General features: G+C 58.1%; 14 protein-coding genes and 1 tRNA gene. 5 read left to right on the top strand and 10 right to left on the bottom strand.

Features of this window, described 5'->3' with window-relative positions:
* Positions 1-516 precede the first annotated feature (516 nt).
* The 8 genes from SLH47_RS08820 to SLH47_RS08855 all read right to left on the bottom strand — a co-directional run bounded on the left by SLH47_RS08820 (position 517) and on the right by SLH47_RS08855 (position 7,583).
* The gene (locus tag SLH47_RS08820) at positions 517-1,101 is read right to left on the bottom strand and encodes a histidine phosphatase family protein (protein ID WP_320239116.1); all 585 of its coding nucleotides are present in this window, start codon (positions 1,099-1,101) and stop codon (positions 517-519) included.
* Positions 1,098-2,711, bottom strand: a complete 1,614-nt coding sequence (locus SLH47_RS08825) for an MFS transporter (RefSeq protein ID WP_320239117.1) — start codon at positions 2,709-2,711, stop codon at positions 1,098-1,100. Before SLH47_RS08825 ends, SLH47_RS08820 begins: the two co-directional genes overlap by 4 nt.
* Positions 2,695-2,994 (bottom strand): GNAT family N-acetyltransferase, encoded by a 300-nt coding sequence (locus tag SLH47_RS08830; protein ID WP_320239118.1) that lies wholly within the window; start codon positions 2,992-2,994, stop codon positions 2,695-2,697. Before SLH47_RS08830 ends, SLH47_RS08825 begins: the two co-directional genes overlap by 17 nt.
* Positions 2,995-3,055: 61 nt before the next feature.
* Positions 3,056-4,780, bottom strand: coding sequence for an amidohydrolase (locus SLH47_RS08835; RefSeq protein ID WP_320239119.1), 1,725 nt, complete (start codon positions 4,778-4,780; stop codon positions 3,056-3,058).
* A gap of 76 nt (positions 4,781-4,856) precedes the next feature.
* A complete protein-coding gene (locus SLH47_RS08840) occupies positions 4,857-5,564 on the bottom strand; it encodes a hydrolase (protein WP_320239120.1) in 708 nt (235 codons plus the stop codon).
* A 23-nt stretch (positions 5,565-5,587) separates the two neighbouring features.
* The gene (locus SLH47_RS08845; protein ID WP_320239121.1) at positions 5,588-5,824 is read right to left on the bottom strand and encodes a DUF1427 family protein; all 237 of its coding nucleotides are present in this window, start codon (positions 5,822-5,824) and stop codon (positions 5,588-5,590) included.
* 189 nt (positions 5,825-6,013) lie between these two features.
* A complete protein-coding gene (locus SLH47_RS08850; protein ID WP_320239122.1) occupies positions 6,014-6,640 on the bottom strand; it encodes an alpha/beta hydrolase in 627 nt (208 codons plus the stop codon).
* A 4-nt stretch (positions 6,641-6,644) separates the two neighbouring features.
* Positions 6,645-7,583 (bottom strand): ring-cleaving dioxygenase, encoded by a 939-nt coding sequence (locus tag SLH47_RS08855; protein WP_320239123.1) that lies wholly within the window; start codon positions 7,581-7,583, stop codon positions 6,645-6,647.
* A gap of 110 nt (positions 7,584-7,693) precedes the next feature.
* Between SLH47_RS08855 and SLH47_RS08860 the strand changes: the two genes are divergently transcribed.
* From SLH47_RS08860 to SLH47_RS08870, 3 genes are all read left to right on the top strand, one after another.
* Positions 7,694-8,599 (top strand): LysR family transcriptional regulator, encoded by a 906-nt coding sequence (locus tag SLH47_RS08860; RefSeq protein WP_320239124.1) that lies wholly within the window; start codon positions 7,694-7,696, stop codon positions 8,597-8,599.
* Between the two features lie 176 nt (positions 8,600-8,775).
* A complete protein-coding gene (locus tag SLH47_RS08865) occupies positions 8,776-9,666 on the top strand; it encodes an AraC family transcriptional regulator (protein ID WP_320239125.1) in 891 nt (296 codons plus the stop codon).
* A 189-nt stretch (positions 9,667-9,855) separates the two neighbouring features.
* A complete protein-coding gene (locus SLH47_RS08870) occupies positions 9,856-10,113 on the top strand; it encodes a hypothetical protein (RefSeq protein ID WP_320239126.1) in 258 nt (85 codons plus the stop codon).
* Between the two features lie 191 nt (positions 10,114-10,304).
* On the opposite strand, the gene SLH47_RS08875 is transcribed toward SLH47_RS08870, so the two are convergent.
* Positions 10,305-10,391, bottom strand: a tRNA-Leu gene (locus tag SLH47_RS08875).
* Between the two features lie 155 nt (positions 10,392-10,546).
* Here SLH47_RS08875 and SLH47_RS08880 point away from each other — a divergent pair.
* Complete coding sequence (locus SLH47_RS08880) at positions 10,547-11,527, top strand: complex I NDUFA9 subunit family protein (RefSeq protein ID WP_320239127.1); 981 nt, start codon at positions 10,547-10,549, stop codon at positions 11,525-11,527.
* Here SLH47_RS08880 and SLH47_RS08885 read toward each other — a convergent pair.
* Positions 11,524-12,327 carry an undecaprenyl-diphosphate phosphatase gene (locus SLH47_RS08885; protein WP_320239128.1) on the bottom strand — a complete coding sequence of 268 codons (804 nt, stop codon included), beginning with the start codon at positions 12,325-12,327 and terminating at the stop codon, positions 11,524-11,526. The two genes, SLH47_RS08880 and SLH47_RS08885, sit on opposite strands and share 4 nt — an antisense overlap.
* Positions 12,328-12,546: 219 nt before the next feature.
* Here SLH47_RS08885 and SLH47_RS08890 point away from each other — a divergent pair, with 219 nt between their 5' ends.
* Positions 12,547-13,974 carry an NAD(P)-dependent oxidoreductase gene (locus SLH47_RS08890; protein WP_320239129.1) on the top strand — a complete coding sequence of 476 codons (1,428 nt, stop codon included), beginning with the start codon at positions 12,547-12,549 and terminating at the stop codon, positions 13,972-13,974.
* The last annotated feature ends 1 nt before the right edge of the window (position 13,975 follow it).

Here is a 13,975-nt window from a genome sequence, read left to right on the forward strand (position 1 = left end):
CTAGCTTCTTCGTAAAAAAGCTCCGATTTGATCGGAGCTATGTCGCTAATCAAATTCTCTCAATGAGCGGGAGGATCACATGCTGCGCTAGATCGATCAATTTTGTCGATCTGACGGGCATCTACGCTAATCTCGCCGTCAGTCGTTAGGGGTCTTTCGGAGAGTATACGGAGGTCAGTCTAAGACATCAGGTGGCGATGGCGTGCTCCCATCGTGCGACAAGGAGACGGCCCAGAGCCGATATCTCAACAGGTCACCGATGCTGCGGGCGGCCCGTCGTACTTGCCATTCGCTGCAGGCGGGAAACATGGCGCTGCACGAACCGGAGGTCTGCGGGACTCAATCGTCAATCAGTTTTGGGTCTTCGCTAACGCAGCGCACGGTCGCACGCGTAATGCATTCTTCGTCGTCTGGGCGTCCAGCAACGATGGCGCCTGAACACTCTTCATAGGGTGTCGCGGCACTTCGATCAACGGAGCATGACATTTCGCATGAGAGGGGCTCGCGCGCTGCAGATTACCCGACCGGCCAATCGTCCGGCATCAACTGATCGATGATTGCGAACCCGTCTGAGGTTGGACGCGTGATGACGGCCTCTCCCTCAGCAAGTGAAACATTGGCGACCTCACCAATGTTAGAGCGGTGGGCGACGATGATACGGTTCAGACCCGCCGCAGGAGGCGTTTCCAGCTTCTCCCGCAAATACGCAACGCGGGCAGCGCGCCCTGCATCATCGGACAGCAAGCCAAGCAACTCCATCCGCTCTTCTACGCGGCCAAAGGCGATTTCGGCCATGTCGCGACAGCGGGCAAAAGGGCTTGCGATGACCTCTCCAACGGGAATCTGCGCCTGTGCAAAGGCCTGCCCGATCCGTTCGGATTGCGCGATGCCGTCTGCCGACAAAAGGCGTTGGCGTTCGCGCGGCCATTCAATCCGATCAATGCCCGACCACGTAGTGGCGGCGTGCCGAAAATAGATCACATGGCCGCCGCCCTGCAGTTCGCTGATCAAATTGCGATCCTGCGCGTAACCAAATGGCGCAAGGAAAGTGCTGCCAATGGTCAGTTTCAAAATGTGCCGCCGGTTGAACTTTGTTGTCATGAGCCTTCTCCTTTGCTTTGCGGTGTCAGAAAATGACGTACAACAGGGCCGTCGGGATTTGTGTCAAACGCCTTCACCCTTGATTGCAGGTCAGCATCGGCTTTGGTGACGCGCGCATGCTGCTCAAGATGCTCGGCCCAGCTTGGCAGATGAAACGTCTCGATCCAGATCTCAGGGTCTTCGACATTCTGGTGAATATGCCAGCGTGACGCACCGTCTCGCAGACGTTCTTTGGAAAAGTCATGAAGCGCTGCAAGAAAGGCATCGGTATTTTCAGCGGCGATGCGGTACTCGACGCTGACCATGGCGCCACGATCCATGCTGTCGACTTGCTGCAAGTCAGGTGCCTGAGGCCAGATCGACGCCGCAGTCAGGTCCAGCGTTTCACCCTGTCCGACCGAGTATCTGGCCGTTGCAAACATGCCCAGGATCAATCCCGCAGCCGCTGTCAGCAAAGCCACGGAGAGCGTTGTTGCCGCTGCAAGCTGTCCCCACAAGACCGACCCAAGGGCCATCGATCCGAAGAACCCCATCAGAAAGACGGCAAGCCCCCGGGCGCGTACCCAATTCGGCAGGGCCATCTGCGCGGACACATTGAAGGAGGTGAGCACCGCAATCCAGCTAAGCCCGCCAAGGAATGCCGCCCCCATCAGCGCCGTTGGCGTTCCAAAGATGGCCATCGCCACCAGCGATAGCGAAGTACCGATGGTGCCTGCCCGCACGGTCTGGTCCGAGGACAGCACATCTTGCAGCCTTGGCAAGAGCAAAGCGCCGGTCACAGCACCCACCCCAATCAGCGCCATCAGCGTGCCATAAAGCTCTGACCCACCGCCATCCGCGTTTCTGGCGATCAGCGGCAACAGCGACCAATAGGCCGATGCAAAGATGAAAAATGCCACCGCGCGGATCAATGTGGCCACCATCGGCGGGTTATGCCGCACATGCCGCAAGCCGGTTGCCATTTCAGACAGAATAGGTCCGTGGTATCGTGGCGTTGTTGTGATTGCAGGACGCCAAAGCAGGAGTGCCGCTATGATCACGACATGGCTTGCCGCATTCAATGCAAATGGGGCGGCCAGGCCAACGCTCGCAATCAGCAAGCCCGCCAAAGCCGGGCCGATCGCGCGGCTGATATTGATCCCCATGGAATTCAGGCTGATCGCAGGCTTTAACACGTCGCGCGGCACCAGTTGCGGGACAATGGACTGCCATGCAGGCGCCATGAACGCGGCACCAGTTCCGATGGCCAATGTGAACAGGATCAGCAAAAGCGGTGTCATCAATTCTTGCCAGACCAGCACGGTCAGCGCCGCGATCACCGTTGTCAGAATGACGTTGATGGTGATCAGCATACGCCGCTTGTCCAGCCGGTCGGCCAAGGTGCCGGCAAAAAGCGCAAACAGAAAGATGGGCAGCGTTGTCGCTGCCTGCACCAGCGTGACGACAGCGGGGTTCGGATCAAGCGTGGTCATCAACCAACCCGCGCCAACATCGTGCATCCATGTGCCGATGTTGGAGATCAGCGTGGCGATCCATAACAACGCAAAAGCCCTGTGGCCAAATGGCGAAAAAGCGCCCGGTTTGCCCGCTACTTCACCACTGGATGACATCGGATGTCTCCTCTCGCCTTTTATCGGCATAGCCGCGCACAAAGGGGCAGAGCGGCACGATCCGCTGGCCGGCCGCGCGTGCATCGGCAAAAAGCCGTTCGGCCAGGGCTGCGGCAACGCCCATGCCACGCATCGTGTCTGGCACGGCGGTGTGATCTGCGATGATCAGGGTGTCTGACACTTTCGACAGCGTCAGTTCGCCTGCGCCTTCGACACCGTCGATGGTCGCTGTGTAGCTGGCCTTGGTGTCGGTGTCGGTGCGGGTAATCGTAATCTCTGACATGGGAGTTCCTTTGGAAATTTTTGATGCGGGCCATAGCTGGCCCGCTTGGTTTGTTTTTGCGTCAGGCAGGCGCGAATGCATCCGCCGGCTTGGGCGCGCCAGGGGCGCCAAAAACCGGGATCGGGGACCAATCGGGCAATTCGGCAAGTGGCGCTGGCGCGAGATCGGCAAAGTTGCCCTTGGCATGTACGATCTTGCCGCCGGTAAAGGTCAGGTCAGCTTCGACATTGACGATGTCATCTTCGGAGATCGCAAAGTAATCGCGATCCAGCACTGCCAAATCGGCGAATTGACCAGCCTTGATCTGGCCCTTCTTGCCCTGTTCGCGGCTGAACCAGGCACCCGCCGCCGTCCAGTGGCGCAAGGCGTCTTCGCGGCTGAGCCTGTTATTCGCCTGCCAGATAACATCGCCGCCACGACCCTTCCCGGACACAGCCCAATGGATGGCCAGCCATGGATTGTAAGAGCTGACCCGTGTTGCGTCCGTCCCGGCGGCAAGCGGCGTGCCTGCGGCCATCATCTTCTTGACCGGCATCACGTCGTGCAGCGCATCCTCACCATAGCGGTCGCGATAGGCACTTGCCTGAAACGCGATGCGGTTCTGGTAGCTGATCCCGCCACCAAGACGGGCAACCCACTCCATCGTCGCCTCGCTAACCGTTTCGCCGTGATCGAAGATCCAGTTCAGTTCTTCCAGGCCCTTGTCGCGCCCGACCTCTTCAACGACGCTCAGCAACCGATGCGCGCTCTCCTCGTAGGTACAGTGGAACCGGATCGGCCAACGGTTTTCGAACAGGAATTCAAGCACCGGGCGCAGGTCGCCCTCCATTCGTTTGGACAGTTCAGGGCGTGGATAGCTGAAATCCTCAAAATCATAGGCTGACGCCACCAGCATCTCGCCCGCGCCGACGCATTTGAGGTAATCGTCACCTTCGTCGGGTTTCACGATGTCATTCCAGCGCTTGAAGTCGTCCAATTCGAACATCGGGCGCTGCGCAAAAAGCTGATAGCCGATGCGCACCGTCTGCTCGCCGCGCTTGTTGAGTTCGGTAATGACGCCGTAATCATCCGGGTAGTTCAGGAACCCGCCTGCGCAGTCAAGCGCTGACGTCAGGCCGAGGCCATTGAGCGCTCGGAAATAGTGCTTGGTCGATGTCACCTGCTGCTCAAAGTCAAGCTTTGGCGCCATGTCGAGCAGCGCGTAAAGCGGCTGCGCGTTCGGGCGCGCCATGGCAAGACCCGTTGGATTGCCCTGATCGTCACGTTCCAGACGGCCGGACACGAAGGGTTCGTAGAAATGCTTGTCGATGCCAAGCGCGCGCAACGCGGCCTTGTTCAGCCAGGCGCGGTCATAGAGGTGGAGGACGTAGACCGGCACATCAGGGGCGACCGCGTTGATCTCGTCCAGCGTGGGCAGGCGTTTTTCGGCGAACTGATCGGCGGACCAGCCGCCCACAACGCGAATCCATTGCCCTGCAGGCGTCCGCTGCGCCTGTTCCTTGAGCATACGCAGACCGTCCGCCAGCGACGGGACATGATCCCACCGCAGCTCCATGGCGAAATTGTTGCCCTGCCGGATGATATGAGTGTGGCTATCGATCAGGCCCGGGATCACCCGCTGGCCGCCAAGGTCGATGACCTTGGTCTCAGCCCCTTTCAGGCGCAGGATATCGGTGTCCGAGCCGACCTCTGCGATCAGCCCGTCTTTCAAGGCCACAGCCGTCGCTTCCGGCCTTTCGGGGTCCATCGTGGTGATCTTCCCGTTATACAGAATCGTGTCGGCCATCGGTGCCGTCCTCCATCATCTAGGTGGTTTTTTGGGGAAGGTCGCGCCCTGTCGACGGGCGCGACCTTTGTTGTTTTTATTCAGCTGCGACGGGCGTGTCGGCAGGAACAGGCGCCTGCGTCTCGCCGGTGTGCTTGGTCCGGGCGGGGGCCTTGTGAACCATCGTATAGGCGTAGTCGACACCCATGCCGTAGGCGCCCGAATGCTCCTGCACGAGGGCGATCACGGCATCATAGGTCTCCTTGCGCGCCCAGTCGCGTTGCCATTCCAGAAGCACCTGCTGCCAGGTCACCGGGATAACACCAGCCTGTACCATGCGGTCCATCGCATAGTTGTGGGCATCAAGAGATGTCCCGCCCGAGGCGTCAGCGACCATGTAGATTTCATAATCGGTGTCGTTCATCGCACTCAGCGCAAAGGTCAGGTTACAAACCTCAGTCCACAGGCCGGACACGACGATTTTCTTACGGCCTTCAGCGGCACCCTTGGCAAGCGCATCACGCACTTTCTGGTCATCCCAAGAGTTCATCGAGGTCCGCTCCAACAACGGCGCGTCCGGCTGAACATCCAGAAGCTCTGGGTAGGTATGACCCGAAAAGCTCTCGGTTTCGACGGTGGTGATGATGGTCGGAATGTTGAAAATCTTGCCAGCTTTGGCCAGCGCCACGGTGTTGTTCTTGAGCGTCTGGCGATCAATGGATTGGACACCAAATGCCATCTGCGGCTGATGATCGATAAAGATCAGCTGGCTGTTGTCAGGTGTGAGAACTTCTGTTTTTGACATGGGTCGTATCTCCGATAGTGGGGTCAGGTTTTCGGGTTTTGGTCTTCATCATGGCGGCTGGCCACTGAGAAGGATTTGAGGTGAAGGGCCTCTGTCACGGCACCGGGATGACCGCGCAGCCACTGCACAGCGGCCTCACCAGCCAGCATGCCGAGCAATCCAAGAAGCGCGATGATCGGTGGTGCAGGCGACCGGACGGAAACAAGCCCGTAAAGAACGCCGACAGCAATGCCCGCAGCAAGCGACAGCAGATAAGGCATCCAACTCATTGTGCATCTGCCCGGGCCGCGTGCGGCCCTTTGTTTCCGGCCTTTGGTTGATCAGGTCTGGACATGAAAGAACCTCCTTCGAGCGGGTTTTTGCGACGTGTTCATTTGCACGATGTGTCGGTCTCACCCGCGATCAAGCGGATGAGAGGATTGTAAAAAAGATTAGGCGTATTCGCTGGTTCAGGCCCCGATGGGCTGCGGCGCCTGGGCAAACTCCTCTTGCAGGGCAACCGCCTCTTCGGGGCGCAGTTCGTGACCACCCTCATGGGTGACAAGCCGTACCCTTGCACCCTGGGCATGCGCCCAGTCAGCAAGCGCTTTGGTCCGTGGCAGCGGCCCGATCGGATCGCGTTCGCCGGCGGTGATCAGTATCCGGGTGCTTGCCAACGCCGGGACAGGTGCGGGATCCCAGGGGATCAGGGGATGCATCAGACCGACCCGCGCGAAGAGGTCGGGACGGGCCATCATAACCGCGGCCAGAATGTTCGCACCATTCGAATAACCGAACGCATAGGCGGGGCTGCCCGGAAAGGCCGTTTTCCAGTCTTCAACAAACGCAGCCATCTTGGCGGTCGCCCGGGCGAGGTCATCCATATCGTAGACGCCCTCACCCGTCCGGCGAAAGAACCGCGCAGCGCCCATTTCGGACACGTCCCCACGGGGTGATATCACGCCCGCACCCGGCACGAGGCCTTGTGCAAACGCAAAGAACTGATGCTCATCCCCGCCTGTGCCGTGCAAGGCAAAGATTAATGGCGCATTTCCCGACGGGGCCTGCATACGCGTGTGGTAATTCTCGCGTGACATGGTGTTATCTCCTTTGAGCCAGGACCGGCAACGCGCTTTCAATCCGCGAGCGATAGGGTTGATACATGGCGGGCAGTTTCAGTGCCTCGCCCAGATGTGCAGTGTCCTCATCCCGGTCAAAACCGGGTTCATTCGTGGCGATTTCAAACAGAATGCCGCCGGGCGTGCGGAAATAGATCGCATGGAAGTAATCCCGGTCGATCACAGGCGTGACCTGATAACCGGTGTCCAAAAGCGCCTTGCGCATCTCATCCTGTGCAGCGCGGTTTTCGACCGCAAAGGCAATATGATGGACCGATCCTGCGCCTTGATAGGCACTGCTGGCGCCGGGAAGTTCTTCCAGATCGATGGTTCGGGCGGCATTGCCATCCTCAATCCGGTAGCGCGTGACATTGCCGTCGGTTTCGTCCTTTTCATATCCCATGAAGGTCAGAAGTTCGGCCGTCGCCGCAGCATCATTCAGCCTAAAGCGCGCGCCGTGAAAACCAAGGATGCCCGTCTCTTCGTCCACACCGGCAGATGTCCATGCAGTCCGGCCGGACCGCTCTGTCTCGACCAAGGCAAATCCGTCGCCGTCGGAGCCGTCGAATGCCAGCCTGTTCTCACCAAGAAAGGTACTGCGAGACAGGCCCGTGACACCTTGTTCCGACAGTCTGTCCTGCCAAAATCCAAGCGTGTCTTTTGCGACCGCAAATTCGGTGACGCCGACCTCGCCATTGCCGCGTTTGCCCTTGGGCATCTGACCAAAGGGGAAATACGTCATGACTGAGCCGGGGGTACCTGTCTTATCGCCGTAATAAAGGTGATAGGTCCCAGGATCATCGAAATTGACGGTTTTCTTCACACGGCGCAATCCGAGCGTTTGTGTAAAAAACGCGTTGTTCACCTGCGCGTCGGCCGCCATTGATGTGACGTGATGCAATCCTTTTATGTGCTTTTTCATGATGGCCTCCTGCGTGCCGTGTTCCGATGACAGCAAAGATGGGGCCTTAATTGGGGATATGAATAATAATGAACTTGCATAATCTATTGTCGCTGGCGCAATAATAGGTGATGCAGGATATCAAGCCGGTTCGCGTTTTCCTTGAGGTTGCCGCGCGCAAGAGTTTTTCTGCCGCCGCAAAGTCACTTCATATGACACCAGCCTCAGTCACGCGCATTGTGGCGCGGCTTGAGGCCGATCTTGGCCAACAACTCTTGCTGCGCACGACACGGCAGGTGTCGCTCACCTCTGCAGGGGCGCTTGTGGCTGCACGCTATCGTCCCCTGATCGAAGCGTTGGATCAGGTGAAAGACGATCTGGACCGGGATATGCAGCCACACCGGGGGCGATTATCCATCAACGCGCCGATGTCATTTGGTCTGCGTGTTCTGCCCAAGCTGATTGAAAGCTTCTGGCTGGCATATCCGAACATCTCATTGAACGTCCAACTGACGGATCGATTGGTCGATGTGGTTGAGGACGATTGCGATCTGGCCATCCGGATTTCGGATCCGCCCGCGGACAAATCGACCATCTGGCGCAAGATATGTGAAGTGCCCCGGTGTGCCGTCGCTGCACCGTCCTTGTTTGAGCGGTATGCAAGGCCAGGGCAGCCTGACGCGCTCGACCCGCATTTGTGCCTGTCCTATGGCGGCAGTGGCAGCGAAACCTGGCGCTTTCGGAAGGGTGCCATTGTCCGGGATGTCAACGCGGGTGCGCGGGTGAATAGCAACAGTGGCGATATGTTATTGGAGATGGTGCAAATGGGCGTAGGTGTGGCGGTTCTTCCAGAGTTTTTCGTTTCGAAAGCGCTTCAGGACGGGACGCTTGAGCAGGTCTTGCCGGAATGGCAGGTGCCGCCCTTATGGCTGTCACTCTTTTACCCGCCGTATGAGGCGCTTCCACCGCTTGTCACGACGTTCTCGGACTATTTCGAAACCTATCTGACTGAACGGGACGGGTTCCATTTTGGCTGAAGACTTGGGCAGTCGCGTGTGTGCCGGGCATGGGTCAAAAGATGTCAGAAGACCGGATCATACTTCATCTATGACCTGAGGCCGACGATTAGTCGCAGCGTGTTGCGGATCAGAACTCCGTCGCATATTTTCATGAATGAGAAAGACCAAAGCCGAAAGTATTCATAACGGATACAATGACTTATATTATCCAGAACAGTCAACTGTCTGAGCCTGCGCCACGTATCCCTGAAATGCCGCAAGAGATTGATCTGGATGGCATTCGCCTGATCCTATTGCCCCCGGGCAGATGTGATGTTCACCTGAAGTTATCGGTGGCGACCTTTGATGTGAACCTCGGCACGTCGCCTTATGAAATTGCAATCAACTCGGATCGCATTTCGCAAGAGCGGTTTGTAGCGGAAACGCTGGCGTTTTATCCCAAAGGAACCGATTTTTGGGCGCGTGTGGATAATCCGCTGCCCGGTCTGGTCCTTGAAGTCTCCGATGACGTTCTGTCAGGCTGGGGTGAACTTGATGAATTGTCTTTGTCACCGCAAAATCATGTCACTTCCTATCGCCCTGATGCCGTCGCCGCAGACCTAGGGCGTGCGGGTATTCATCACCTGATGCGCGCGGCATGGTCCGATACGAAAGCAGATCGGCTGACCGCAGAAGGTATCGCGCTGGGTCTGGCAACTCGTGGACTGGCCCAGATGACGGCCAAGGACGGAAACATCACCGCAGAAATCGACACCTGGCCACGACGATCAAAACGGACGGAGATTGATCGTGCCATCGACTTGCTTGAGGCGCGTTTGTGCGACCCGACGCTTTCTATTGCAGATCTCGCCAACGCCTCGTGTTTGTCATCCTCGCGGTTTTCATCTGTGTTTAAGTCTATGGTGGGTGAGACGCCATATCGGTTCATCCTGCGCCGGCGGGCAGAACACGCGCGGGATCTGATCATCGGTACCCGCCGTCCATTGGCGCACATCGCATTCGACGCTGGCTTTTCAAACCACGCACATATGACGGTGGTGATGCGTCGCGTGTTCGGGGTGACGCCTTCAGCTATGCGAAGCTAACAAGGCGCTTTATCCCAACCACTTTTTGATTTCGGTACTAGCAATTATGGAAGGGTAGGCCGTCTTTCGCGATTCGAAGTGACTGATCCATTCCACCTTTGCTTCAGTTCTGGTTCAAAACGAAAGTCAAACCACCCGCTTCAAGAGCAAGTTCACCTCCCTAGAATTTGGAAAGCTCTCCATCTTCCTATGCAGGAATATGGTGGAGGTGCGGAATTACTCCCTCTGTTAATTCCAGTTCTGATTGGCAGCTTTATTTGGATACTTACAACGAGCTTTAAAATTCCTCCTTCGGCGCGAAGAACAGATCCAAGATTTATCACCCATTTCAACGAGATTGATGCGATCAAGAAAAAGACGGAATTCGATGACTCAATGCTGACGGCGCTAATCAACCTCAACCGAGTTTGCCCAAAGGCTACGTTTCAACCGACCGGCCTCGCTTGAGCTCCGCAATGGCTCCGCTCAGCCGGTCTTGACCGCAACCCTATCAACAGAAAGAAACAGGAAAGGATTCTACACGCGAACGGCCCGGATCAGGGGGCAACGTCAGTTGTGCTGGGTCGGGGGTTCAAACAGGGGTCCGGGTGAGTGACCCATGAAAATAGCCTATAACTACAAGGCTTTACGAGAAGGAGTGGTGCCCAGGAGAGGACTCGAACCTCCACGTCCATACGGACACCAGCACCTGAAGCTGGCGCGTCTACCAATTCCGCCACCTGGGCAGGTCACGTGAGGGCTGGCTTTAAGGGCGGTTCATCTCGCTGTCAATGCGATTCCCGCGTCAAATCCGAGCGCTAGTGCAAAAGCCGGGCTTTGCGCCTTGTCTGGGCTGAGGTGCAGCGATAAACCAAGCCCAGCATTGAACGAGGCCTGATCCATGTCCCAGCTTGTCACTATTTTTGGCGGTTCCGGTTTTGTCGGGCGCTATATCGCGCGCCGCATGGCCAAGGAGGGCTGGCGTGTCAGGGTCGCGGTGCGCAATGTGAATGAGGCGATGTTCGTCCGGCCTTATGGTGTTGTCGGACAGGTGGAGCCCGTCTTTTGCAACATTCGCGACGATGCGAGCGTGGCTGCTGTGACCGATGGGTCGGATGCAGTGGTTAATTGCGTCGGCGTGCTGGATGAGGTGGGTAAGAACACCTTTGCCGCCGTGCAGGCCGAGGGAGCCGAGCGGATTGCGCGGGTTGCTGCGTCCCTCGGTGTGGGGCGGATGGTGCATGTCTCGGCCATCGGTGCAGATGCGCAGGCGGCGAGCCAGTATTCCCGCACCAAGGCGGCTGGTGAGGCGGGGGTCATACAGCATATGCCGGGTGCCGTCATCCTGCGCCCCTCCATCATTTTTGGCCCGGAAGATCAGTTCTTTAACCGCTTTGCCGCGATGAGCCGCCTTGGCCCCATCCTGCCCGTTGTTGGGGCGAATACGCGTTTTCAGCCCGTCTTTGTCGATGATGTGGCAGCGGCTGCGGTCAAAGGCGTTCTGGGTGAGGCTGAGGGCGGTATTTACGAACTCGGCGGGCCAGATGTGAACAGTTTCCGGGAATTGATGCAGCAAATGCTGGTGATCATTCGCAGGCGGCGTCTGATCATGAATATCCCGTTCTGGGCGGCGCGGATGATGGCGGCAGGTTTTACTTTGGCGCGCGCGCTGTCGCTTGGACTGATCCGCGGGCCGGTGACCGCTGACCAGGTGCGCAATCTTGCGGTGGATAATGTCGTGTCCGCCGAGGCGAAGGGTCTCGAAGATCTCGGCATTCGCCCGACGGCGATGGAGGCTGTGCTGCCGGATTATCTGTGGCGGTTCCGGCCTTCGGGTCAATATGACGCGATCAAGGAATCGGCTAAGAACCTCAAGGCCTAGGTATAGGCGACCCACAAAAGCACGATGCCGAGAGCAACCCGGTAGATCACGTAAGGCGTGAAGCTGACCGTTTTGAGAAGCCGCATCATCAGTGTCAGGGCCAACAGGGCAGCTGCACAGGACATGGCGATCACAAGGGCGATATCGCGTATGGCGCTGGCATCGGCGGTGCCCGCGACGTCGATTCCGATCAAGGTGCCGGAGGCGATGATCGTTGGGATCGACATCAGCATTGCCAGACGCGCGGCGTCGCTGCGGGTATAGCCCAGCATGCGGCCTGCTGTGATCGTGATGCCGGACCGCGAGGTGCCGGGGATCAGGGCGATGGCCTGCCAGACGCCCATCTGTAGCGCGTCTTTCAGGGTCCATTTTTCCGCCGTTTTCGTGGTTGGCCCGGTCTGGTCGGCCCAATAAAGGATGATGCCGAAGATGATCATCGTCCAACCGATCAGGGCGATGCCGCGCATCTGATCGGCGAGGCCGGTGAGTTGCAGGAAGAGCCCAAAAATGATCACGGGCACGGTCGCGATGATCAGGCAGAGTGCGAGGAATGCATCCTGGTTATCGACCTTGCCGCGCGTCAGGCGCAGGAAACCGGCGAAAGCGCGTTTTACGTCCGCCCAGAAATAGGCGATGACCGCGATCAAGGTGCCCACATGGGCCGCCACATCGATGATCTGGCCCTGATCTTCGAAACCTGACAGATTCGGCAACAGGATCAGGTGGCCGGATGAGGAAACCGGCAAAAACTCGGTCAGGCCCTGGATCAATGCGATCAGAAGAAGATTGAAAGTGGACATGCTGGCCGCTTGGTTGATTCGCTGCCCGCAACCTAAACCGTTGAGATTCAGGGGGAAGAGGGGATATAGGTCACGAACCGGTCCTAATTATTAAGGATTTATGACAGTCAGACGGGTTGCCGATTTCAGTTTTTGCTATATAGGTCAGTAGTACTGCCTTTTCATTTGCCAATGCGCGTTTTAAAAGGCGGCTCGCTTTGAATTTCGGGAGGAGTCCGCATGGCTGGCCAGAAGATGCTCAAGTTTACGGCTGTGGAACGGGAAATGCCCGAGAAGCGCCCGCCGAATTTACGCAAAGAAGACTTTGGGGAGATTTACGCAGAGTACGCACGCGAGAAGGCTGCCGAGCAGGCCAGCCGCTGCAGCCAATGCGGCGTGCCCTATTGTCAGACCCATTGCCCGCTGCACAACAACATCCCCGACTGGCTGCGCCTGACGGCTGAGGGGCGCCTGCAAGAAGCTTATGAGATCAGCCAGGCGACAAACACATTCCCCGAGATTTGCGGGCGCATTTGCCCGCAAGACCGTCTTTGCGAAGGCAATTGTGTGATCGAACAATCGGGCCACGGCACAGTCACCATCGGCTCGGTCGAGAAATACATCACCGACACCGCGTTTGAGCAAGGCTGGGTCAAGCCGATCCGCCCGCATGCGGAGCGCGGAGAAAGCGTTGGGATCATCGGTGCTGGTCCGGGGGGCCTCGCTGCCGCTGATATGCTGCGCCGTCAGGGGGTGCAGGTAACGGTCTATGACCGTTATGATCGCGGGGGCGGACTGCTGACCTACGGCATCCCCGGTTTCAAGCTTGAAAAGGATGTGGTCATGCAGCGCATAGCGCAGCTTGAGGATGGCGGCGTGCAGTTCGTGCTGAATTGCAATGTGGGTGAGGACCTGTCGTTCGATGCCATTCGCGGCAAGCATGATGCGGTGCTGATCGCCACCGGCGTTTACAAGACGCGCGACCTGCCGGATGCGAACGCGGATGGGATCGTGAATGCGATTGATTATCTGACGGCGAGTAACCGTAAGAGCTTTGGCGACGATGTGCCGGAATTTGATAGCGGTGAGCTGAATGCCGACGGCAAACGCGTGGTCGTCATTGGCGGCGGTGATACGGCGATGGATTGCGTGCGGACGGCCGTGCGGCAAGGGGCCACCAGCGTGAAATGTCTTTACCGACGCGACCGGGCCAACATGCCCGGATCGCAGCGCGAGGTGCAGAATGCCGAGGAGGAGGGCGTTGAATTCGTCTGGCTTTCTGCACCTCTGGGTTTTGAAGGTGATGCCGTTACCGGCGTGAAGGTGCAAAAAATGCGCCTGGGCGCACCGGATGCGACTGGTCGGCAAGCGCCGGAGGTCATCGAAGGTTCCGATTATGTCGAAGGCGCTGATCTGGTGATCAAGGCGCTGGGCTTTGAGCCCGAGGATCTGCCCAAACTCTGGGGCGTGGATGGGCTGGAAGTGACCCGTTGGGGTACGATCAAGGCCGATTTCAACACGGGCGCGACCAGCCTGGAAGGCGTCTATGCTGCAGGCGATATCGTGCGCGGAGCGTCGCTGGTCGTCTGGGCGATCCGGGATGGGCGCGATGCGGCCACAGCAATGTTGGAATATCTCGGCCAAGCGGCGACGGTCGCCGCCGAGTAAA

The sequence above is a fragment of the Cognatiyoonia sp. IB215182 genome (genome assembly GCF_033963905.1).
In the GTDB taxonomy this organism is placed as follows: domain Bacteria; phylum Pseudomonadota; class Alphaproteobacteria; order Rhodobacterales; family Rhodobacteraceae; genus Yoonia.